The sequence below is a fragment of the uncultured Campylobacter sp. genome, assembly GCF_938045225.1.
Lineage (GTDB): Bacteria > Campylobacterota > Campylobacteria > Campylobacterales > Campylobacteraceae > Campylobacter_A.
Map to the genome: position 1 here is coordinate 1 of NZ_CALINL010000319.1, position 20,224 is coordinate 20,224.

The window sequence follows — 20,224 nt, forward strand, 5'->3', positions numbered from 1 at the left end:
TAGATTGCTTAAAATTTTAGACGACGAGACTAAAACTGAAATTTAACTACTTTGTTGTGAAATTTGACTTGATTTTGATGTTGCCAGCTGGCGTAAATTTGATGGGAAGTGCGGCCAAATTTAACCTTGACCGCATTAAATTTTAGTGTTTGTGATGAGGACAGGCGTACGCTTTATCGCTTGCGCTGCTTTTGCCGTGATGAGGGCACTCTTTCATCGCGCCGTGAGACTGGGCGCAGCTAGCGTTTGCCATGCCGTGATGCGGGCAGCTTGCGTCTTTTATCTGCGTGGCGTGGCGATACTCCTGCGCGTTTTGTTCGGCCGGAGCCGGTTTGTTCGCCGCGCAGCCTGCAAAAACTAGCGCCGCAATCGCAGCTAAAACTAAATTTTTCATCTTTTCTCCTTTGATAAAATGTCTCGCGATTTTATCAAATTTAAGCTTTATAAATCGGGTTAAATTTGAGCGGGCGGCAAAATGGGTTAATTTTAAAGGTTGCGGCAAATTTGACTCTGAGTTTTATGCGATCGACTATCTATGACGGCGAGGAGCATCGCAGCTAGCGCCAAAAGGCTAAATTTTAGCTCGAGAGCGTCTTTTGCGGATTTTAAAATCATTTCTTTTCCTTTGCGTTGAGGCGCGAAATAATATCCGCAAGAAGTTAAAAAACGCGAATTTATCAAAGATAAAAGCGTTTTTCGATAAACTCGCGTAAAAAATTTAAAGGAAAAATTTGACTAGACTAAGCGTGGACGAGGCGGTAAATTTGATAGAAAATGCCGAGCTAAACGAGCTTGGAGCGATGGCTCTAGCGCGCAAACGCGAGCTGCATTCAGACGGCGTCACGACCTTTATCGTGGATAGAAACATCAACTATACGAACGCGTGCTGGGTGGACTGTAAATTTTGCGCGTTTTACCGCGATCACAAGGACGAGGACGCCTACGTACTTAGCTTTGAGGAGATCGGGCAAAAGATCGAGGAGCTCATCGCTATCGGCGGGACGCAAATTTTATTTCAAGGCGGCGTACATCCGAAGCTAAAAATCGGGTGGTACGAGGATCTCGTGGAGTTTATCGCGAAAAAATATCCGAGCATCACGATTCACGGATTTTCCGCGGTCGAGATCGACTATATCGCGAGGATCTCGCGTATCAGCACGAGAGAGGCGCTACGCCGTCTGCGAGAAAAAGGGCTCTACTCGATGCCCGGAGCCGGAGCCGAGATACTCAGCGACCGCGTCCGTGACGTGATTGCGCCTAAAAAATGCGACGTGCAGACCTGGCTGCGCATCCACCGCGAGGCGCACGAAGAGGGACTAAAGACGACGGCAACGATGATGTTTGGTACCGTAGAAACCACGCGCGAGATCGTGGAGCACTGGGAGCATATCAGGAGTTTGCAAGACGTTACGGGCGGCTTTAGAGCGTTTATTTTGTGGAGCTTTCAGGGGCTAAACACGCGCCTAGCCGCCGAACGTCCCGAGATAAAAAAGCAAAGCTCGAATCGCTATCTGCGCCTGCTTGCCGTCTCTAGGCTGTTTTTAGACAACGTGCCGAATATCCAAAGCAGCTGGGTCACGCAGGGAAGCTACATCGGGCAGCTGGCGTTGCTGTTTGGCGCAAACGACCTAGGTAGCACGATGATGGAGGAAAACGTCGTCAAGGCCGCGGGCGCTAGCTACCGCATGAATCAAGACGAGATGATACGCCTTATCAAAGACATCGGCGAAAAACCCGCCAAACGCAATACTAATTACGACATTTTAGAAAGGTTTTATTGATGAAAATCATAAATTTAAAAGCCGCAAATTTACAAATCCCTGCCGTCTACGAGGCTAGTAAAACCCTGCCCGCCGTGAGCCTAAAGCTCATTTTCAAGGTCGCCGGAGCTTGCGTAGAGGACAAGGCGGGACTAGCTAAATTCGTCGCAAAAATTTTCGACGAAGGCACACTAAGCAAGGGCGCGGCGGGCTTTGCCAAAGAGCTTGAAACGCGCGCGATTAGTCTTTACGCGAGTGCTGGATTTGAGACATTTGCGTTTGAGCTAAACTGTCTAAAGGAGCACTTTTCTTTTGCGCTTGCCAAGCTAAAAGAGCTTTTAGAGGAGCCAAATTTAAGCCAAAAAAGCTTTGAAAAGGTGCGAACTTTGACGCTGGGCGAAATTTCTGGCAACGAGAGCGACTACGACTATCTAGCTAGAGTCGCGCTAAACGGGCTGCTATATCCCGGTACAAATCTAGCAAGACCTAGCATCGGCACGAAGCAAAGCGTGGAGAGTATAACGCTAGAGGACGTTAAAAACTTCATCTCTAGCAAGCTTGATCTGGCAAATTTATTTGTAGTGCTAGGCGGCGAAGTGACGCCGGGGGAGCTAAATTTGGACGAGATTTTAAGCTCGCTAAAGCAGGGCGAAGTGCGCGAGCTAAAGCTACTAAAAACAGATGAAAAATGCGGCGAAAAAGCCATCATCAAGCCTAGCGAGCAAGCCTATATCTACTTTGGCGCGCCTTTTGACGTTTCCCGTGAAGAGCGCTATAAAGCCAAGGTCGCGACGTTTATTTTGGGCGAAGGCGGCTTTGGCAGTAGGCTGATGGAGGAGATCCGCGTGAAGCGAGGGCTGGCGTATTCGGCGTACGCTAGGAGCGAATTTGCGCTGAGCCACTCGCAAATTTGGGGCTATCTGCAAACCAAAAACGAGAGCAGGAGCGAGGCGGTCGCGGTCGTGAAAGACGAATTTGCAAAATTCGTCAAAAACGGCGTAAAGGCAGGCGAGCTAGCGCAGGCTAAAAGATTTTTGCTAGGCTCGCAGCCGCTACGACAAGAGACGCTTTTTAACCGCCTAAACATCGCTCAGAGCGAGTTTTATAACGGCTTTAAACTAGGAAATTTTAAAGACGAGCTAGAAAAAATCTCGAAGCTAAAGCTTGCCGAGCTAAACGCGTTTATCGCGGAGCACGCGGAGATAGAAAAGCTCAGTTTTGCCGTGCTTTACAATGAAATTTGATGAAAAAGACAGAATAAATCTAAAAAAAATCGGCGTAACCACTCTGCTCGATCTGGCACTTAAGCTTCCTAAAAGCTTCGAAGATACGAGCCTGGCTGCCGCGCCAAAAGACGGGCACGTGAGCGTCGCCGTGGAGATAAAAAGCGCGTATCGCCAAGGCGGAATGCTGCACGCCGTGTGCTGGTGCGAGGCGTGGGAGCAAAGCGTAAAGATCGTGATTTTTAACGCCAAGCCTTGGCATCACGGCGCTTTTAAGGTCGGCAAAAGCGTATTTGTAAGCGGCAAATGTGCCTACGCCTACGGCTCGTGGCAGCTAACCAATCCAAAAATCGTCACGAAAATAAACGAAATAATACCAAAATACAAGCTCACTCTCAGAGACGATTCGTTTAAAAATTTGATCCAAAAATACGTAAATTTGCCGAATTTACTTGAGACTGGACTCGCACCTAAAGAGGCTAGGTTTTTGCTAGATCTGCACAGAGGAGACGAAAAAAGCGTCCGGATACTAGATGCCCTCGTGCGAGAAAAAGCGGGCGAAGAGGTGTTAAAATTCGTCGAAATTTATAACTATCTAAAAAAACTAAACGCCAAAAAAACGCATTTTAAGGCGCCTGAAATCAAGCTTTTTGATATCTCGGAGTGGCTTAAAAATCTGCCGTTTGCGCCGACAAACGATCAGCTAAACGCTATCGCCGATTTGCGCGCGGACTTTAGCGGCGAGGAGGCGGTGCGGCGCGTCGTGATGGGCGATGTCGGCAGCGGCAAGACGCTCGTGATGCTAGCCGCCGCGCTTAGCGTCTATCCTCAGCCTGCGCTCATCATGGCGCCCACGTCGATATTAGCCGAGCAAATTTACGCCGAGGCGGTGCGGTTGCTGCCTGATTTTATGCGCGTTTTGCTTGTTAAAAGCGGCGACAAGCCCGAATTTGACGGCGTAAATCTCATCATCGGCACGCACGTTTTGCTATATCAAAGCTTGCCCTCAGCGCCTTTGGTGATGATAGACGAGCAGCACCGTTTCGGCTCTAATCAACGCGAGAAGATCAACGCTCTAGCTAGCGGAGGGCTTGAGCGAGACCCGCAACCTGGCGGGGCGGACGGCGAATTTGAGGAGGATGAGCAGTCAAATTTGACTGAAATCTCGCCCCAAAACCAGCAAACAAAAGCGGCGAACGAGACTAGGGCTCACGTGGTGCAGTTTTCGGCAACGCCGATCCCGCGCACGCTAAGCATGATACAAAGCAGTTTTGCGGAGTTTAGTTTCCTAAAGCAGATGCCATTTGAAAAGCACATACACACGCAAATTTTACAAAGCGCGGATTTTGGCGAGCTACTGGCGCATATCAAAGCGCAAATCGCCAAAGGCAAACAGGTTGCCGTGATATATCCGCTCGTGGAGGGCAGCGAAAGCTCGAATTATCAGGGGCTGGAGGAAGCGCAGGGGTTTTGGCGGGCAAATTTTGCAAACGTCTACGTCACGCACGGCAAGGACAAGGAAAAAGAGCAAGTGCTGCGCGAATTTCGCGAGCGCGGCGACGTGCTGCTATCGACGACGGTGGTCGAGGTCGGCATCTCGCTGCCCAGGCTTAGCACGATAGTAATCGTGGGTGCTGAGAGGCTAGGGCTAGCGAGCCTGCATCAGCTGCGCGGACGAGTAGGGCGAAACGGCGGGAGCGGATTTTGCTTTTTGTTTACAAAACTCAAAAATCCGCCGTCGCGTTTGAGGGAGTTTTGCCAGACGCTGGACGGCTTTAAGATCGCCGAGATAGACCTCAAAAATCGCCAAAGCGGCGACATCCTAAACGGTGCGTTTCAACACGGCGCAATGTTTGAATACTACGACTACGAAGAGGAAATCACGCAAGCGGCGAAGGATAGGCTTGGAATTTAGCTAATTTTGTCTTTTAATCGGTAAAATTTGTGCCTAATGTTTTATAGTTTTTAAAATTTGAAAATTTAAAGATAAATTTTTTGTATTTTCGACTTAACTAAAGCTCTTATAATTGCGTGGATTAGCTTTTATTGTGGATTATTGAAGCGGAATCGGTGCAAAACCAAATGTTTGCGATTATTGCTTTTTGTAAAAACTATAGGTATTCTAGTGAGAAATTGTATTGTAACTAATAAAAATATGACTATTAGAAAAATTTGATACCATAAAGTGAATTTTAACAAAGGAACTAAAGTAGGATTGGTGACCCTTACGAGAATCGAACTCGTGTTACCAACGTGAGAGGCTGGTGTCCTAACCGCTAGACGAAAGGGCCAACAATGATAAGATAAATCGTGGTGCCCCGTGTAGGGCTCGAACCTACGACCCCATCATTAAGAGTGATATGCTCTACCAACTGAGCTAACGAGGCAATGGCGCAGCGGACGGGGCTCGAACCCGCGACCTCCGCCGTGACAGGGCGGCATTCTAACCATCTGAACTACCGCTGCACCTAAATGGTGGTCGCTATAAGACTCGAACTTATGACATCCACCTTGTAAGGGTGGCGCTCTACCAACTGAGCTAAGCGACCAAAAAGACTAAATCGTGGCGACCCTTAAAGGATTTGAACCTCTGTTGCTACACTGAGAGAGTAGAGTCCTGGGCCACTAGACGAAAGGGTCTATGTAAAAAATGGTGTCCTGTGCTGGACTCGAACCAGCGACCCCTTCATTAAAAGTGAAATGCTCTACCGACTGAGCTAACAAGACAATTTTTCAAAAAACGAAACGTGATTATATATAAAAAAGGCTGATTTGTCAAGACAAAAAGCCGCTGTTTTTCAAATTTAGCCTCAAATTTGATTTATTTTGACAAATTTTGCATTCGTTAAAACGCATGAAAAGTCAAATTTGGCCCAAATTTAAAAAGGTCAAATTTGACTGAAAACTAAAAAGGGATTTTAGCATCCCTTAAATTTAGCAAGAAAAACAAGTTTTAAACTCATACGGAGTAGGGCGCGCTTCATACGGCCATACTTGACTCTCGAATTTATAATGCTGATACGCGTTTATAAACGTTGGGGTCATGATCGGGTGCAGATATTCGTTATCGCGAATTAGCGCCTCTAGGCTACCCCTCAACGTATGAGGGAGCTGCTCGATACCGCGCTCGCGGATTTCATCTAGGTGCAGTTTAAATAAATTTTCGTCCATCGGACCGACTGGCTCCATCTTGTGTTTTACGCCGTCAAGCCCGGCCATGAGCATCGCCGAAAAAGCCAAATACGGGTTTGCCGTACCGTCGGGGAAACGCATTTCGGCGCGGACTGATTTTTCTCCCGAGCCGTACGGGATACGGATCGAGGCGGAGCGGTTTTGGCTAGAATACGTTAGGATTGACGGCGCTTCAAAGCCAGGGATTAGGCGCTTGTAGCTGTTTGTGCTCGGGTTTGTAAATGCCGCGACGCTCCTTGCGTGTTTTAAAATCCCGCCGATGTACCAGCGCGCAAAATCGCTTAAGTTTGCGTATTTTCCCTCGCCGTAGAATAAATTTTTGCCGTCTTTCCATACAGACTGATGCACGTGCATGCCGCTACCGTTGTCGCCGTAGAGCGGTTTTGGCATAAAGGTCGCAGTTTTTCCATTTAGGTGTGCGACCATTTTGACGACGTATTTGTAAATTTGCACGTTATCGGCGGCCTCGAGAAGCGTACCAAATTTAACTCCCAGCTCGCCTTGTCCTTGCGCGACCTCGTGATGTCCTAGCATGACTTCGAGGCCAACTTGCTCTAAAACCTGCATCATCTCGGCGCGCAGATCGACCATGCTATCAGTCGGTTGTGTCATTAGATAGCCGCCTTTTCTTCTTGGGCGGTGGCCGGTGTTGTAGCTGTCTTTAAAGTCTCTAGCGTCGTTCCATTCGCCCTCTTCGCTGTCCACTTCAAACATCGCGCAGTTTGGGCTATCTACTATTTTTACGTTATCAAATATAAAAAACTCATTTTCCGGCCCGAAATACGCAACGTCGCCCATGCCGCTTTCTTTTACGTAGGCCATGGCTTTTTTGGCTATCGAACGCGGGCATTTTTCGTAAATTTGACCCTTGTAAATGTCGTAAATATCGGCAAAAACTACGACCGTTACATCGGCAGTAAAAGGATCCAAAAAGGCGCTGGTCGCCTCGGGGCACATCAGCATGTCGCTTCTTTCGATCGGTTGCCACCCTCCTAGCGAACTCGCATCCATCGGTATTCCGTTTACGAAATGATCTTTTTCTACGAATTTTATGTTATAAGATATGCTGTGCCAAGCGCCGTTCATATCGGTAAATCTAAAATCCACGAATTTAACCTCGTGTTCTTTGCAAAAATCAAAAAAATGATCGACGCTTTTTACAAATTTTCCCATTTTTTGCTCCTGTGTTTATTGATTTCGTAATTTTATCATAAAATTTTACTTTTAAGATTAATTTAAATAATTTTTTCTACCCGATCTAAAATTTTACAAATTCTCTGTCGCGGTTTTTAAATACCGCACATTTTTTAAAGCCCAAATTTCTGGCGATTTGCTCGCATTTTTCGCCGTTTAGACCGACTTGATCTTTTGCGTGAGCATCCGAGCCAAACGTTACCTGGATATCCTTTTCGGCGATCATTTCTAGTAAATTTGCGCTGGGATACTGCTCGCCGACGGGTTTTCTAAAGCCCGCAGCATTTATCTCGACCGTCAAATTTGCCTTTTTTATCGCATTGATGGCGTCTTTAGCAAGGATTCTAACGTCTGTTTTTGGCATAAATTTAAACACTTTTAGCAAGTCTACATGCCCGACGATGTCAAATTTGCCCGACTTCGCCATCTTTTCTACGCAGTAAAAATAATCCCGCCAAATTTGATCTATGTCGCGCTTTTCGTATTCGCCGATAAATTCGGGATTGTCAAAACCCCAGCCGCCTAAAAAATGCACCGAACCGATGAGATAATCAACCTTGCGCGTTAAAACTCGATCGTCCATAAAACCCTCTAAAAAATCGACTTCGTAGCCGAGCAGGATTTTGATCCGACCGTCAAATTCGTCTCTAAGGCGCAAAATCTCGCTCTCGTAAGACTCCATCTGCGAAAACTCCATGCGGTACGCTTCGTCAAATTTCATTGGCGCGTGATCGCTAAAACCAAAATACTCGCAGCCAGAATTTATCGCGCTTAAAACATACTCTCTAGGCTCATCTACGGCGTGTTTACAAAGCGGCGTGTGGTTGTGCAGATCGACTCTCATTTTTGTCCTTAAATATTTTGCGAATGCTACCTAAAATTTGATAAATTTAAGGATAAAATTTTGGTTTTTAAACTTATATTTCGTTAATTTTCTATATAATCAGCCCAAATTTAAATAGGAGTTTTTATGACGCAAGAAGAACTTGACGCCTTGATGGCGGGCGATCTGGATGATGTCGTAGCTGCAGACGAGAGCGACGCGCAAGCTAGCGGAGATGAAAATTTATATGCGGAAACTGCCGATAAAAGCATCTCTGAATACAAAGAAGATAACTCCAAATTTGACTCCATAGATTATAAAGTATCATCCAATATGCCTTGGCCTCCGCCTCCTCCGACCGATGATCACAAGATGGTTCATCAGCTAGACGACGTCACAAAGGACAGCGAAGAAAAAGCCACGCAGATGTTTGACAAGCTTGACGCGATAAATAACTTCTCTATGGACGCGGAGAGCGGACTTAGCGAGATTATCAGCGGTATAGAGACTAATATCGAAATTTTTACCAAACTGCATGAAAAATTCCCAAATATCTCGACTTTTTCTGAGGCGCTAGAGAAAAATAACGCCCTAAAAAGCTCCGCCGAAACGACTCTAGATAACGTCAGGATGGCCGAAGACGAGATAATGATGGCGATGGATATGATGCAGTATCAAGACATCCACCGCCAAAAGATCGAGCGCGTTATTAACGTTATGCGCGCGCTTAGCAAGTATATGAGTAGCCTATTTGAGGGCAAGATCGACGACGAGAAGCGCGTGGCCTCAGCCGTACATATCGCGGGCGATACGCACACCGAAAACCTCGTCAGCAACGACGATATCGAAGCTCTGATAGAAAGTTTGGGCAAAAAATAGTGCTAAAGCCCGAGCTTTTATCCCCAGCAGGAAATTTAACCAAGTTAAAAATAGCTCTAGAATACGGCGCAGACGCGGTTTATGCATCGGTGGCGAGCTTTTCTCTTCGCACCCGTTCGGCGCGCGAATTTAACCTTGAAACCTTTAGAGAAGCCATCGAGTACACGCACGCAAAGGGCAAGAAATTTTACGCGACGGTAAACGCGTTTCCTTTTAATTCGCAAATAGAGCCGCTAAAGCGCCACTTGCAAACGATATCGGCGATGAAGCCGGATGCCTTTATCATCGCGACTCCGGGCGTCATGAGCCTGGCAAAAGAAATAGCCCCCGACATCGAGATCCACCTCTCGACGCAGGCAAACGTCATGAATGCTCTGGATGCCAAAATCTACCACGAAATGGGCGCAAAACGCATCGTCGTAGCGCGCGAAATGAGCCTAAAAGACGTCGTGAAGATAAAAGAGCAAATCCCGACGCTAGATATCGAAATTTTCGTGCACGGCTCGATGTGCTTTGCATACTCGGGGCGCTGCTTGGTTAGCGCGGTTCAAAGCGGCCGCCAATCAAACCGTGGCAGCTGCGCCAACGACTGCAGGTTTAAATACGAACTCTACGCCAAAAACCCCGAGAGCGGGACGCTGTTTCGCCTCGAGGAGGACGAGGGCGGCACGCATATAATGAACTCCAAAGACTTAAATTTATCCGCACACATCAAGGATATCATCGAAAGCGGCGCGGTCGATAGCCTAAAAATCGAAGGCCGCACGAAAAGCGAATACTACGCCGCCTGTGCGACTAGAGCCTACCGTATGGCCGTTGACGATGCGGTAGCTGGCAAATTTTACGCGCAAATTTACGCGAGCGAGCTAAATACGCTAAAAAATCGCGGCTTTACAGACGGCTACCTGGTAAATCGCCCGTTTGAAAAGGCTGATACGCAAAATCACGCTAGCAGCCTAGAGGAGGGCACTCATCAGGTAAACGCCATGACTATTGACGGCGAGTTTTTTAAATGCAAATATAAAATTTTCCCGGGTAGCGAGTACGAGATAGTGGCGCCGCTTGGCTCGCAGATAGATGAGTGCGAGAGCGAAATATCTCAAATTTTCGCTCGTGACGGCAAGAAATTTATCAAATTTAAAAAGCTCGTAACCAAAAAAGGCAAAGAGATCACCGAGATCCACAGCGGCAACGAAAACGAAGTAAATTTAGGCGCAAGGTTGCCTAAATTTAGCTTTTTAAGAGAGGAAATAAAATGAAATTCGTATCTATAATAATGGGAAGCAAGAGCGACTACGACGTAGTTAGCGAGGCGGCAAAGGTGCTTGAAAAATTTAACGTCCCTTATGAGCTAATCATCAGCTCGGCACACAGAAGCCCGAAGCGAACGAGCGAATACGTCGCCGCAGCCGAGGAAAAGGGCGCGCAGGTGTTCATCGCGGCAGCCGGCATGGCGGCGCACTTGGCGGGTGCTATCGCAGCAAACACCACTCGTCCCGTGATCGGCATACCGATGGCAGGCTCCGCGCTTAGCGGCGTGGACGCGCTTTATTCGACAGTCCAGATGCCCGGCGGCATGCCTGTGGGTACCGTGGCGATCGGTAAGGCGGGTGCGGTAAACGCGGCGTATTTGGCGCTACAAATTTTGGCTCTAAACGACCAAAATCTAGACGAGACATTAAAAGCCGACCGAGCAGCCAAAGCCAAGCAGGTAGAAGAAGACTCGGCGAAGGTGGAAGTTTTACTCGCCTAAAGGAGCAAATATGCAGACATACTTAAGTATAGACGAATTTTGCAAGCTCGTGCACCTAGAGCGCGAGGTAATCGAGGGGATGATAAATCGCGGCGTGCTAAATACGAAAGAAGAGGGCGGCGAGATCTTCATAGAGGCTAGTCAGGGCACGATGAGCGTGGTGCCTAGCGTCGTGGCCGTACCTGCGCCCCAGATCGGTGCCGATGGCTTTAGCTTTGTAGAAAAGACGATTGGTACGATATTAAATTTGCACGAAAAGGTACTCGACGCCAAAGACGAGACATTAGAGACCCTGCGCAACGAAAATAAATTTTTAAAAGAGGCGCTAATCTCGATGCAAGAGCTCTACGACGAGGATCGCCGCACGGTCGAAACACTTACAAAACAGCTTAAAATTTCACAAGATGAAGTTGAATTTTTAAAACGAAAATACAAGCTCATGTGGAACCAAGCGGTCGAAAATTTTAACGGACAAAAGTAGTTTATGAAGATTATAAATTTAGAGGATAGCTTTGAAATTTACGGAGTAAAAACTCGTACTAAAAATGAAGACGAGATAGGCGATGAGGGTAAAATCCCAGCTTTATGGTCTAAATTTATGAGTGAGCCAAAAGAGTCGTAAAACCAACTTTAAGACAAATAGAAATTTATATATCAATAAAACAAAAGGCAAAAAATGACATTTTCACAAATAATACTAACGCTTCAAAACTATTGGCAAGAGCAAGGCTGCGTCATACTTCAGCCATATGATATGCCAGCAGGTGCGGGCACATATCACCAAGCGACATTTTTAAGAAGTCTTGGACCAAAGCCGTGGGCGACCGCATACGTAGCTCCAAGCCGCCGTCCGACTGACGGCAGATACGGCGAAAACCCAAACCGCCTTGGCGCTTACTATCAGTTTCAAGTGCTCATAAAACCAAGTCCAGAAAATATCCAAGAGCTTTACCTAAAAAGCCTCGAAAAGCTTGGGTTAAATTTGAAAAATCACGACATCCGCTTTGTCGAAGACAACTGGGAGAGCCCGACGCTAGGCGCTTGGGGACTTGGCTGGGAGGTCTGGCTAGACGGCATGGAAGTAACTCAGTTTACGTATTTCCAGCAAGTTGGCGGCATCGCGTGCGAGCTGGTTTCGGCTGAGATCACCTACGGACTCGAGCGCCTTGCGATGTACCTACAGGACGTAAATAGCGTCTACGATATCGTTTGGGAGGATAGAGGCGGCAACATCGTGACCTACGCCGACGTGCATAAGCAGGGCGAGTATGAGTGGAGTAAATACAACTTTGAAGTGGCAAATGTTGATATGCTTTTTAACCAGTTTGAAAACGCATTTAATGAGTGTAAACGTTGCTTGGAGGCTAAAATTTCACTGCCGGCGTATGATTACTGCATGCTTGCGGCGCATACGTTTAACGTCCTTGACGCGCGCGGAGCGATCAGCGTAACGCAAAGACAAGACTACATCTTAAAAATTCGCGAGCTAGCCAAAGAGTGCGCGCTAACGTATAAAGCCAGCATCGATGCCGCGAACGACGCGAAGGGCGAATAAAATTTGATGAAAATCGGCGAAATTTATAAAATTTTAGACGAGATTAGCCCGTTTGCGAGCCAAGAGGAGTGGGATAACAGCGGACTACTCGTGGGCTCGGAGGCTAGCGTAGAGCGCGTTTACCTTAGCCTTGACGTCGACGACGAGCTTTTGGACGAAGCGCAGCCAAACTCGCTCATCATCACGCATCATCCGCTCATTTTTAAGGGGCTAAAATCGCTAAATTGGGACAAATATCCAAGTAGCCTAATCGCAAAAATGATGGCTAAAAATTTAAGCTTAATCGCGATGCACACGAACTATGATCTAAGCCACCTAAACGAGTACGTGCTAAGCGAAATTTTGGGCTTTACGCCAAAGGAGCGCGATGGATTTTTGCTTTATGCGGATGTAAATTTGAGCTTTGACGAGCTTTGCGAGAGAGTAAAAACAAAGCTAAATTTGAGTCATTTAAGGGTTTGTAAAGGGCGAAAATTTGACCCCAATGCGCAGATAAAGCGTCTTGCGTTTTGTACGGGAAGCGGCGGCGATTTGATAGATATCGTTAAAGCGGACCTGTTTTTAACGGGCGATCTAAAGTACCACCAAGCCATGAGCGCCGCGCAAAATAATCTTACTATGCTAGACATCGGGCACTTCGAGAGCGAGCGGTATTTTGGGGAGTCGCTTGCAAAATATTTGCAAATTTTGCCGATTCCTACTATAATATCCAACTCAAAAAACCCGTTTTCATACAGTTAAAGGAAAAAGATGAATAAATATTTAGAACAGCTAGTCGAGCTCTCAGCCATAGATAAAGACATCGACGATTTTACCCCGCGCCTTGAGAAGGTTCAAAGCGTTTTAAAAGCGACCAAGGACGAGCGGGCGGCGATTTTAGCGCAGATCGAGGAAGCGGCTACGAGCGTGACCGAGCTAAAAAATCAAAAATCTCAAACCAACGCGCACATAGCCGAATTTAGCGCAAAAATAAAAGACGTCGCCAAAAAAAGCGGCGCGGCAAAAACCGAAAAAGAGATAAAGGCGCTTCAGCTAGAAGACGAGCTGGCTAAAGAGCAGCTAGAAGCGGCAAACGAAGAGGTCGAAAGACTAGAAAAAATCATAGATAGCAAAAATGCGCTAAAAAGCGAGCTTGAGGCGAAGGCTGCTGAACTAGGCGAAAATTTGACCAAAATCGAGAGCGAAATCTCGGCCGAGGTCGGCGCTATCGAACAGCAAAGAGGTGAAATATACGCTAAGAAAAACAAGCTAGTCGGCGAGATGAATCAAAAAATCTTGACCTTTTACGAGAAGATCCGCAAATGGGCGCACAACACCGCCGTCGTGCCGGTCAAAAAACAGGCCTGCTACGGCTGCTTTATGCAGATAAACGACAAGACTTATTCTGCCGTCATCAAGGGCGAAGACATCGTGACCTGCCCTCACTGCGGCCGAATTTTATACAAAGAAGCGGCGAACTAGCCTTTAAATTTGATAATAATTTATTACGTTTTAGTCCTCGCGGCGTTTGCCTTGGGGGCTTTACCGCTTGCGATTTTAGCTTTTAAGAAAAAGTACAGAGCCTCGATTCCCGCTAGATTTTTTTTGTTTAAAAATCCCAAATTTGACGCCTCCCGCGTGCATTTTCACGCGTGCAGTTTCGGCGAGGTGCGTTCTATCGCGCCGCTAGTTAATAGATTTAAAGACGCGGCCGCAGTCTCGGTCGTAACCAAAACCGGTTTTGACGAGGCGAAAAAAATCACGCCAAATACGCGCTTTTTGCCGTTTGAGATATTTCTGCCGTTTTGGCTAAAGCCTGCTAAAATCACGGTCATTTTTGAGGCCGAGCTTTGGCTAGGGCTTGTCTTTTGGGCTAAATTTAAATGCTCTCGCGTTATTTTGATAAACGCCAGGATTTCTGATAGGAGCTACAAAAGCTATCTAAAATTTAGCTTTTTTTACAGATATTTGTTTAAATTTGTAGATAAAATTTATGCCCAAAGCGATCTAGATAAACAGCGTCTAGGGCGGCTCGGCGCCAAAAATATCGTCGTTAGCGGCAATATAAAATCAGCCTTTTTGCCAAGCCCGAGTAAAATTTACGCCAAACCAAAAGAGCGCGTGATTGTGCTAGCAAGCACTCATGCGGGCGAAGAGGAGCTGATCTTGCGAGAGTTAAATTTGAGCGCAAACGATAAGCTGATACTCGTGCCGCGTCATCCTGAGAGATTTTGCGAGGCGGGCGAGATTTTGGTTAAATTTGCCGTAAAAAACGGACTTAGTTTTGCTAAATTTAGCGAAACTAAAAACTTTGACGCGCAGTGCGTGCTGGTCGATACGATGGGTGAGCTGGTAAATATTTATAAATTTAGCGACGTCGTCGTGCTTGGCGGTAGCTTCGTGCCAAACGTTGGCGGACACAATCCGATCGAGGCGGCGCAGTTTGAAAACGCGGTGATAAGCGGGGAGTTTATATTTAATCAAAAAGCCTTGTACGGCGCGGTTGAGGGGATAAATTTTGCAAAAGCGGGCGAGATAAGTTCGCTTTTAAAGCAAAATTTACCAAAAGCAAAAATAGCTGCCAAAGGCGATGCAAGCGAGATTTTAAAAGATATTGAGGAAAATTTATGAAAGAAGAAAAAGCCTATAAACTGCTGGCGATTCAGGAAGGTATCTCAAACAACGAGGCAAAGGAACTAATCGACGCGGGGCTAGTTAGCGCCAAAGGACAGAGGATCGCCGTGGCGCGCGCGATGATGAGCGCGGCGACTAAATTTAACGTGCAAAAACTACCGCGCCCAAGCGTGATTTTCGAGGATGAAAACCTAATCGCGGTTGATAAACCGGCATTTTTAACCTCGGAAAAAGTGAGCGAAACTTATAAATTTCCGCTTCTTCACAGGCTTGATAAGGAAACTAGCGGCGTGCTTTTGCTTGTAAAAAACGAGGAATTTCAAAAAAAAGCGATCGAGGAGTTTAAAAACTGCCGCGTAAAAAAAGAGTACGTCGCGGCGGTCAAGGGTATCGTGAGCGAGGAATTTAGCGTAAACGAACCAATAATTACGCTAAAAAACAAAGGCGGAGCGTTTTCTAAGATCTCGCCAAACGGCAAAGAGGCGTTTTCGCACGTGACGCCCGTGATGGTCGCAGGCAAAAAAAGTCTCGTAAAAGTCGAGATAAAAACCGGCAGAACGCACCAAATCAGAGTGCATCTAAATCACGCGGGATACGGGATCGTCGGCGATGAAAAATACGCTAAAAATAAATCCGCAAGAATGTATCTACATGCTTACAAAATCGAGCTTTTAGGGTATAAATTTAGGTCAAATTTGAGCAGTGATTTTAATAGGCTCGGTTTTGAAATTTCAAGAAATTTTGAGATTTAAAGAGCAATAAAGCTTAAATTTAATAAAATAAGCGCTTTAGCTATAAATGTAAATAAAAGGTAGAATGTGTTTGAACAAATCAGCGAGTCGTTTCGTTTAGCCGTTAGTAAAATTCGTTTCGTAGACGATGAAAAAGCGCTAAATAACGCGCTTGACGTGCTTAAAAAAGCACTACTAAAAGCCGACGTTCATCACAAAGTTACCAAAGAATTGCTAGCCCTCATAGAGGCCGATCTAAAGCAAAGCGGGATAGGCCAAAAGCAGTTTTTGGACGCTATAAAGTCAAATTTGACGAAGGTTTTAACCGCGCCAGGCAATCAGGGCTTTGTCTTTGCACCCGTAGCTCCTACGATCGTGCTAATGGCTGGCTTGCAAGGTAGCGGAAAAACCACTACGACGATAAAGCTAGCTAATTATCTAAAACTTAGAAAGAAAAAAGTTTTGGTCGCGGCGTGCGATTTGCAACGCTTGGCAGCCGTAGAGCAGCTTCGCCAGCTTTGCAAAGCAAATGAAATAGAACTTTTTAGCATAGAAAATGAAACCGATCCGCTAAATGTAGCCAAGCAGGCGCTAGCTAAAGCAAAAAGCGGGCTTTACGACGTACTTTTAGTGGATACTGCAGGACGCCTAGCTATAGATGAAGCTTTGATGAAACAGATAAAAGATATCAAATCAGTGCTTGAACCGCATGAAATTTTCTACGTAGCAGACGCCATGAGCGGACAAGACGGTGTAAAAACGGCAAGCACGTTTAATGATGCGCTAAAAATAAGCGGAGTGGTGCTAAGCAAATTTGACTCGGATAGTAAAGGCGGCGTAGCTATCGGTATAGCCAAGCAGCTAAATATACCGCTTAGATTTGTGGGCATCGGCGAAAAAGTCGGCGATATGGAGAGCTTTATTCCCGAGCGTATCGTGAGCCGCATAATGGGCGAGGGCGACTTGGCGACGTTGGTTGAAAAAACTAGCGCCGTGATAGACGAGCAAGAAGCCAAAAGAATAAATAAAAAGATTAAAAGAGGACAGTTTAACTTTAACGACTTTTTATCGCAAATGGAAAGCGTCAAAAAGCTTGGAAATATGAAAAGCTTAATCGGTATGATACCGGGGCTCTCAAGCGTGGCAAATCAGATAAAAGATATAGATCTCGATAACTCGAAGGAAATTCTACATATCAAAGCTATGATAAATTCGATGACGCAAAAAGAACGCGAGAATCCTGATTTGCTAAACAACAGCCGAAAAAGACGTTTGGCTGCGGGATCTGGACTATCTCAAGTAGAGGTAAATCGCTTTTTGAAACAGTTTGAAAACGCATCAAAAATAGCAAAGAGGTTTTCTGGTAAAGAAGGTCTAAAAGGGCTTGGAAATTTACTTAACCAAGCCAAAAACTCTCGCCCTAATTAAAGGGCTTAAATTTGGTTACGAGCGTATCTAAATTTAAGCCTATTTAAAAAAACAGAAGGAGAAATATAATGGCAACAGTAGTAAGACTAACGAGAATGGGACGCAAGAAAAAACCTTTTTATCGTATAGTCGTAACGGATAGCAGAAAAAGAAGAGACGGCGGCTGGATAGAGTCGATCGGTTACTACAACCCTATGGTTGAGCCTGAGGTAGTAAAATTTGACGCTGAGCGTTTGGCTTATTGGAAAGGCGTCGGTGCGAAACTTAGCGATAGGGTTGCAAAAATAACTAGCAAATAATTAAAAAATGGTAGAAAATTTTTTACTTGAATACGCTAAGCTTATCGCTGATTTTCCAGATAAAGTGAAACTCGAGCGATTCGAGCTTGGCGAAAATTTTGCCGAGTTGATAATCTACGCCGATAAAGTCGATACGGGCAAGCTTATCGGCAAAGACGGCAGGATGATAAACGCGATAAAGACCGTAATAGTAGGCTATAAAGCCAAAGATGCGACATCGTACCGCGTTACGGTAAAACCTCTTGAGTGAGCTTGTAGAAGTCGCACTGCTTGGCAAAACGGTAGGATTAAAAGGATTTGTCAAGCTTTATAATAAGGGCGACTTTCCTAATCAGTTTAAAAAAAATGCTATATTTTACGATAAAGACGGTAAAGAACTTGTCGTAAAAAGCTACAATCATACAAACGATACGATCTCTTTTTGCGGTTTTGAGGATATAGATAGCGCAAAAACTCTCACCAATAAAACAATCTACACCACAAAAGAAGAAACTAGAAAAAACTGCAAACTAAAAAAGGGCGAATTTTTCTATTTTGATGTCATCGGTTGCGAAATTTACGAAAATAACCAAAGGCTCGGCGAAGTAAAGGATATAGACGAAGTCGGCGCAAATCATCTATTTTTAGTAAAAACCGATGAAAATTTGATTGCCAAAGGGTTGGAAAAAAGTTTTTACATTCCGTATATCGACGTTTATATAGAAAAAGTCGATGTGGAAAATAAAAAAATTTACACCAAAAATGCTATCTTAATTTTAGAAAATTCCTGATGAAATTTACCTTTGTTACGCTTTTTAAAAGCCTTGTGCGACCTTATTTTGAAGATAGTATTTTGAGTCGTGCTGTAAAAGAAAAGCTCGTCTCAATTGATTTTTTAAATCCTAGGGATTTTAGCACCGATAAGCATAAAAAGGTAGATGACTATATGGTTGGAGGCGGCGCAGGATTGCTCATGACGTGCCAGCCTCTTGATGATACTTTAAAATTTTTACTAAAAAATAAGCCAAAACCCCATACTATTTTTCTTGCGCCCGCCGGGAAAAAATTTATCCAAAACGATGCTAGGCGTTTGGCAAAAAAAGAACATATTTGTCTGGTTTGCGGTAGATATGAGGGTATAGATGAGCGAATAGTAGAAAAATACGCAGATGAAATTTTTTGTATCGGCGACTTTGTGATGACCGGAGGAGAATTGGCGGCGCTTTGCATTGCCGACGCGATTTCTCGCAATATTGACGGCGTTTTGGGAAATAATCAAAGTCTTGAAATTGAGAGTTTTGAAGGGAATTTACTTGAGGCTCCATCTTTTACGAAACCCAGTAATTACAAAGGTTCTGGTGTGGTTTCAGCGTTTTTAAAGGGAGACCATGCTAAAATCAGAGCTTTGAAAAATAATATGGCGTTCTTAAAAACTAGGTTTTTTCGTCCGGATTTATACCGAAAATTTGAGCCGCCGACTAAGGAAAAAATATGAGAAACAAGTATATAGAGGCATTTGAACAAACTCAAATAGCCCAAAAGTCTGTGCCTGATTTTCGTGCTGGAGATACTTTGCGTATAGCTATCCGCATCAAAGAGGGCGATAAAACGAGAATTCAAAATTTTGAAGGTATCTGTATAGCAAGACGCGGAAGCGGAACTGGCGAAACATTTATCATCAGAAAAATCGGCGCAAATAGCGTAGGCGTAGAGAGAATTTTCCCTATCTATAGCGAAAGCCTAGAGAGTATAACCGTTCTAAGACAAGGTCGCGTTCGCCGTGCTAAGCTATTTTATCTACGTGATAGACGCGGTAAAGCCGCTCGCATTAAAGAGCTTAAAAAGTAATTTTATTCCTTGCAAAAGTCTAATTTTAGGCTTTTGCCTTCTTTTTATATTTATATTATTAAAAATCCTTGGTCAAAACTGATTATCTTATTTTAATTTATAGTTATCAATGTTGTTATATTTTTTAACTTAAGATAAGCTAAGCGGATTCTCTCTTATCGGTTGTGGTAGAATTTGATAGAGTTCTTTTATAGAAACATCGCTTCGTGAGCGCTTTGTTTGTTTTGTATCTTTACTGTTATTATATCTAAACCCTACTTCGCTTCGCTCGTGACTGCATCTTAAGAAACTACAAACAAGAAGTAGAGCAGAGTGCATTCCTTTTAGTACAACAAGAAATTCTCTTTCTTAATACCTTTAAATTTAGATAATCTACATTTAGCATAACCCCAGAAATTCTCAATGCTATTGATATAGTTTTTACTGTTAGCGAATTTATTCTTTGAGTGTTTTACCCTGCAGTGTGCTTTGGTCTCCGTAATTTACCAATCAAGCATAGACTTTTCAGCAATCAAAATAAATTACGTTTATGTCTAATTCGCTTTCGTGCTTAGCCGTACTTCGTTTGATACTAATAAGACGGACTCTCTTTGAGAAAGCTCCTTTGAAAGTTTTTAATTTATCTTGAACCAATAAATATAGGTCATATTTATTGTTTTAAATTACCACTTGATTACAATAGAGCCTTTGCAAAATAAAACAGGGATTATGAATTATAATTGTTTATTGCAACTTTATGTTGCAATTATTGCGATTGTTTAAATAGGTTTCGGTATCACTATTTCGCAAAGTATTTCATTATATAAACTTACATGATTTGCTTTTAAAAATGAGAAATATGCTTATTTAAAATGATTTCATAGAATATTAAAGTATGGTGAATATTAAGTTTGGCTCAACGGAACTTAATACAAATACAAGGAGCATTAAGTTACGATGAGTTCGAT

At 44.6% G+C, this 20,224-nt stretch carries 23 protein-coding genes, 6 tRNA genes and 1 pseudogene; 19 read left to right on the forward strand and 11 right to left on the reverse strand.

The genetic code is table 11. From position 1 onward, the window contains the following. Nucleotides 1-142 precede the first annotated feature (142 nt). Together Q0200_RS11555 and Q0200_RS11560 are read right to left on the reverse strand one after the other, a co-directional pair. Entirely contained in the window at nt 143-394 is a 252-nt protein-coding gene (locus Q0200_RS11555) for a hypothetical protein (RefSeq protein WP_297941256.1), read from the reverse strand. A gap of 92 nt (nt 395-486) precedes the next feature. Next, nucleotides 487-615 (reverse strand): hypothetical protein, encoded by a 129-nt coding sequence (locus Q0200_RS11560; protein WP_297941257.1) that lies wholly within the window; start codon nt 613-615, stop codon nt 487-489. A 116-nt stretch (nt 616-731) separates the two neighbouring features. Here Q0200_RS11560 and Q0200_RS11565 point away from each other — a divergent pair, with 116 nt between their 5' ends. The 3 genes from Q0200_RS11565 to Q0200_RS11575 are packed head-to-tail and all read left to right on the forward strand — an operon-like array spanning nt 732 to nt 4,898. Beyond that, a complete protein-coding gene (locus tag Q0200_RS11565) occupies nt 732-1,781 on the forward strand; it encodes a dehypoxanthine futalosine cyclase (RefSeq protein ID WP_297941258.1) in 1,050 nt (349 codons plus the stop codon). Continuing rightward, nucleotides 1,781-3,004, forward strand: coding sequence for a pitrilysin family protein (locus tag Q0200_RS11570; RefSeq protein ID WP_297941259.1), 1,224 nt, complete (start codon nt 1,781-1,783; stop codon nt 3,002-3,004). Before Q0200_RS11565 ends, Q0200_RS11570 begins: the two co-directional genes overlap by 1 nt. Continuing rightward, on the forward strand, nt 2,994-4,898 hold the full coding sequence (locus Q0200_RS11575) for a DEAD/DEAH box helicase (protein ID WP_297941275.1): 1,905 nt from the start codon (nt 2,994-2,996) through the stop codon (nt 4,896-4,898). The genes Q0200_RS11570 and Q0200_RS11575 overlap by 11 nt, the downstream gene beginning before the upstream one ends. Before the next feature lie 301 nt (nt 4,899-5,199). Here Q0200_RS11575 and Q0200_RS11580 read toward each other — a convergent pair. The 8 genes from Q0200_RS11580 to Q0200_RS11615 form a co-directional block, all read right to left on the reverse strand. Next, nucleotides 5,200-5,274 (reverse strand) — tRNA-Glu (locus Q0200_RS11580). A gap of 20 nt (nt 5,275-5,294) precedes the next feature. Continuing rightward, nucleotides 5,295-5,370 (reverse strand) — tRNA-Lys (locus Q0200_RS11585). Nucleotides 5,371-5,372: 2 nt separating this feature from the next. Next, nucleotides 5,373-5,449, reverse strand: a tRNA-Asp gene (locus tag Q0200_RS11590). A gap of 7 nt (nt 5,450-5,456) precedes the next feature. Further along, nucleotides 5,457-5,532, reverse strand: a tRNA-Val gene (locus tag Q0200_RS11595). A 15-nt stretch (nt 5,533-5,547) separates the two neighbouring features. Continuing rightward, a tRNA-Glu gene (locus tag Q0200_RS11600) sits at nt 5,548-5,623 on the reverse strand. A gap of 11 nt (nt 5,624-5,634) precedes the next feature. Beyond that, nucleotides 5,635-5,710, reverse strand: a tRNA-Lys gene (locus tag Q0200_RS11605). Between the two features lie 207 nt (nt 5,711-5,917). Beyond that, the gene (gene glnA / locus Q0200_RS11610) at nt 5,918-7,348 is read right to left on the reverse strand and encodes a type I glutamate--ammonia ligase (RefSeq protein ID WP_122874147.1); all 1,431 of its coding nucleotides are present in this window, start codon (nt 7,346-7,348) and stop codon (nt 5,918-5,920) included. Nucleotides 7,349-7,433: 85 nt separating this feature from the next. Next, the gene (locus Q0200_RS11615) at nt 7,434-8,213 is read right to left on the reverse strand and encodes a histidinol-phosphatase (protein WP_297941260.1); all 780 of its coding nucleotides are present in this window, start codon (nt 8,211-8,213) and stop codon (nt 7,434-7,436) included. A gap of 126 nt (nt 8,214-8,339) precedes the next feature. On the opposite strand from Q0200_RS11615, the gene Q0200_RS11620 reads away from it, so the two are divergent. The 16 genes from Q0200_RS11620 to rplS all read left to right on the forward strand — a co-directional run bounded on the left by Q0200_RS11620 (nt 8,340) and on the right by rplS (nt 19,277). Then, nucleotides 8,340-9,071, forward strand: coding sequence for a chemotaxis protein (locus Q0200_RS11620; protein WP_297941261.1), 732 nt, complete (start codon nt 8,340-8,342; stop codon nt 9,069-9,071). Next, nucleotides 9,071-10,330: a peptidase U32 family protein gene (locus Q0200_RS11625; protein ID WP_297941262.1), complete on the forward strand. Its 1,260-nt coding sequence runs from the start codon at nt 9,071-9,073 to the stop codon at nt 10,328-10,330. Before Q0200_RS11620 ends, Q0200_RS11625 begins: the two co-directional genes overlap by 1 nt. Then, on the forward strand, nt 10,327-10,824 hold the full coding sequence (purE, locus tag Q0200_RS11630) for a 5-(carboxyamino)imidazole ribonucleotide mutase (protein ID WP_297941263.1): 498 nt from the start codon (nt 10,327-10,329) through the stop codon (nt 10,822-10,824). Before Q0200_RS11625 ends, purE begins: the two co-directional genes overlap by 4 nt. A 10-nt stretch (nt 10,825-10,834) precedes the next feature. Then, a complete protein-coding gene (locus Q0200_RS11635; protein WP_297941264.1) occupies nt 10,835-11,305 on the forward strand; it encodes a DUF3972 domain-containing protein in 471 nt (156 codons plus the stop codon). A 3-nt stretch (nt 11,306-11,308) separates the two neighbouring features. Continuing rightward, nucleotides 11,309-11,446 carry a hypothetical protein gene (locus tag Q0200_RS11640; protein ID WP_297941265.1) on the forward strand — a complete coding sequence of 46 codons (138 nt, stop codon included), beginning with the start codon at nt 11,309-11,311 and terminating at the stop codon, nt 11,444-11,446. Nucleotides 11,447-11,500: 54 nt separating this feature from the next. Further along, nucleotides 11,501-12,379, forward strand: coding sequence for a glycine--tRNA ligase subunit alpha (gene glyQ / locus Q0200_RS11645; protein WP_297941266.1), 879 nt, complete (start codon nt 11,501-11,503; stop codon nt 12,377-12,379). A gap of 6 nt (nt 12,380-12,385) precedes the next feature. Beyond that, a complete protein-coding gene (locus tag Q0200_RS11650) occupies nt 12,386-13,120 on the forward strand; it encodes a Nif3-like dinuclear metal center hexameric protein (RefSeq protein ID WP_297941267.1) in 735 nt (244 codons plus the stop codon). Nucleotides 13,121-13,129: 9 nt separating this feature from the next. After that, nucleotides 13,130-13,840: a zinc ribbon domain-containing protein gene (locus Q0200_RS11655; protein ID WP_297941268.1), complete on the forward strand. Its 711-nt coding sequence runs from the start codon at nt 13,130-13,132 to the stop codon at nt 13,838-13,840. Nucleotides 13,841-13,849: 9 nt separating this feature from the next. Next, nucleotides 13,850-14,989 (forward strand): lipid IV(A) 3-deoxy-D-manno-octulosonic acid transferase, encoded by a 1,140-nt coding sequence (gene waaA / locus Q0200_RS11660; RefSeq protein WP_297941269.1) that lies wholly within the window; start codon nt 13,850-13,852, stop codon nt 14,987-14,989. Next, a complete protein-coding gene (locus tag Q0200_RS11665) occupies nt 14,986-15,744 on the forward strand; it encodes an RluA family pseudouridine synthase (RefSeq protein WP_297941270.1) in 759 nt (252 codons plus the stop codon). Before waaA ends, Q0200_RS11665 begins: the two co-directional genes overlap by 4 nt. Before the next feature lie 66 nt (nt 15,745-15,810). Continuing rightward, nucleotides 15,811-17,151, forward strand: a complete 1,341-nt coding sequence (ffh, locus tag Q0200_RS11670) for a signal recognition particle protein (RefSeq protein WP_297941271.1) — start codon at nt 15,811-15,813, stop codon at nt 17,149-17,151. Between the two features lie 68 nt (nt 17,152-17,219). Then, complete coding sequence (rpsP, locus tag Q0200_RS11675) at nt 17,220-17,450, forward strand: 30S ribosomal protein S16 (protein ID WP_002951203.1); 231 nt, start codon at nt 17,220-17,222, stop codon at nt 17,448-17,450. A gap of 7 nt (nt 17,451-17,457) precedes the next feature. After that, nucleotides 17,458-17,700: a KH domain-containing protein gene (locus tag Q0200_RS11680; protein WP_297941272.1), complete on the forward strand. Its 243-nt coding sequence runs from the start codon at nt 17,458-17,460 to the stop codon at nt 17,698-17,700. Next, complete coding sequence (gene rimM / locus Q0200_RS11685; protein WP_297941273.1) at nt 17,693-18,220, forward strand: ribosome maturation factor RimM; 528 nt, start codon at nt 17,693-17,695, stop codon at nt 18,218-18,220. Before Q0200_RS11680 ends, rimM begins: the two co-directional genes overlap by 8 nt. After that, a complete protein-coding gene (trmD, locus tag Q0200_RS11690; RefSeq protein ID WP_297941274.1) occupies nt 18,220-18,924 on the forward strand; it encodes a tRNA (guanosine(37)-N1)-methyltransferase TrmD in 705 nt (234 codons plus the stop codon). Before rimM ends, trmD begins: the two co-directional genes overlap by 1 nt. Beyond that, complete coding sequence (gene rplS, locus Q0200_RS11695) at nt 18,921-19,277, forward strand: 50S ribosomal protein L19 (protein ID WP_002951216.1); 357 nt, start codon at nt 18,921-18,923, stop codon at nt 19,275-19,277. Before trmD ends, rplS begins: the two co-directional genes overlap by 4 nt. A gap of 326 nt (nt 19,278-19,603) precedes the next feature. Here the strand turns inward: rplS and Q0200_RS11700 are convergent. Then, nucleotides 19,604-19,820: pseudogene (locus Q0200_RS11700) on the reverse strand (IS1595 family transposase); the annotation flags it as partial. Between the last annotated feature and the right edge of the window lie 404 nt (nt 19,821-20,224).

Coding starts and splice junctions, on each gene's coding strand:
- Q0200_RS11650 (WP_297941267.1), top strand. CDS start 12,386: ATGAAAATCGGCGAAATTTATAAAATTTTAGACGAGATTAGCCCGTTT.
- Q0200_RS11560 (WP_297941257.1), bottom strand. CDS start 615: ATGATTTTAAAATCCGCAAAAGACGCTCTCGAGCTAAAATTTAGCCTT.
- rplS (WP_002951216.1), top strand. CDS start 18,921: ATGAGAAACAAGTATATAGAGGCATTTGAACAAACTCAAATAGCCCAA.
- glyQ (WP_297941266.1), top strand. CDS start 11,501: ATGACATTTTCACAAATAATACTAACGCTTCAAAACTATTGGCAAGAG.
- purE (WP_297941263.1), top strand. CDS start 10,327: ATGAAATTCGTATCTATAATAATGGGAAGCAAGAGCGACTACGACGTA.
- glnA (WP_122874147.1), bottom strand. CDS start 7,348: ATGGGAAAATTTGTAAAAAGCGTCGATCATTTTTTTGATTTTTGCAAA.
- Q0200_RS11620 (WP_297941261.1), top strand. CDS start 8,340: ATGACGCAAGAAGAACTTGACGCCTTGATGGCGGGCGATCTGGATGAT.
- Q0200_RS11665 (WP_297941270.1), top strand. CDS start 14,986: ATGAAAGAAGAAAAAGCCTATAAACTGCTGGCGATTCAGGAAGGTATC.
- Q0200_RS11555 (WP_297941256.1), bottom strand. CDS start 394: ATGAAAAATTTAGTTTTAGCTGCGATTGCGGCGCTAGTTTTTGCAGGC.
- Q0200_RS11570 (WP_297941259.1), top strand. CDS start 1,781: ATGAAAATCATAAATTTAAAAGCCGCAAATTTACAAATCCCTGCCGTC.
- trmD (WP_297941274.1), top strand. CDS start 18,220: ATGAAATTTACCTTTGTTACGCTTTTTAAAAGCCTTGTGCGACCTTAT.
- Q0200_RS11640 (WP_297941265.1), top strand. CDS start 11,309: ATGAAGATTATAAATTTAGAGGATAGCTTTGAAATTTACGGAGTAAAA.
- Q0200_RS11635 (WP_297941264.1), top strand. CDS start 10,835: ATGCAGACATACTTAAGTATAGACGAATTTTGCAAGCTCGTGCACCTA.
- Q0200_RS11575 (WP_297941275.1), top strand. CDS start 2,994: ATGAAATTTGATGAAAAAGACAGAATAAATCTAAAAAAAATCGGCGTA.
- rpsP (WP_002951203.1), top strand. CDS start 17,220: ATGGCAACAGTAGTAAGACTAACGAGAATGGGACGCAAGAAAAAACCT.
- Q0200_RS11655 (WP_297941268.1), top strand. CDS start 13,130: ATGAATAAATATTTAGAACAGCTAGTCGAGCTCTCAGCCATAGATAAA.
- Q0200_RS11615 (WP_297941260.1), bottom strand. CDS start 8,213: ATGAGAGTCGATCTGCACAACCACACGCCGCTTTGTAAACACGCCGTA.
- Q0200_RS11680 (WP_297941272.1), top strand. CDS start 17,458: ATGGTAGAAAATTTTTTACTTGAATACGCTAAGCTTATCGCTGATTTT.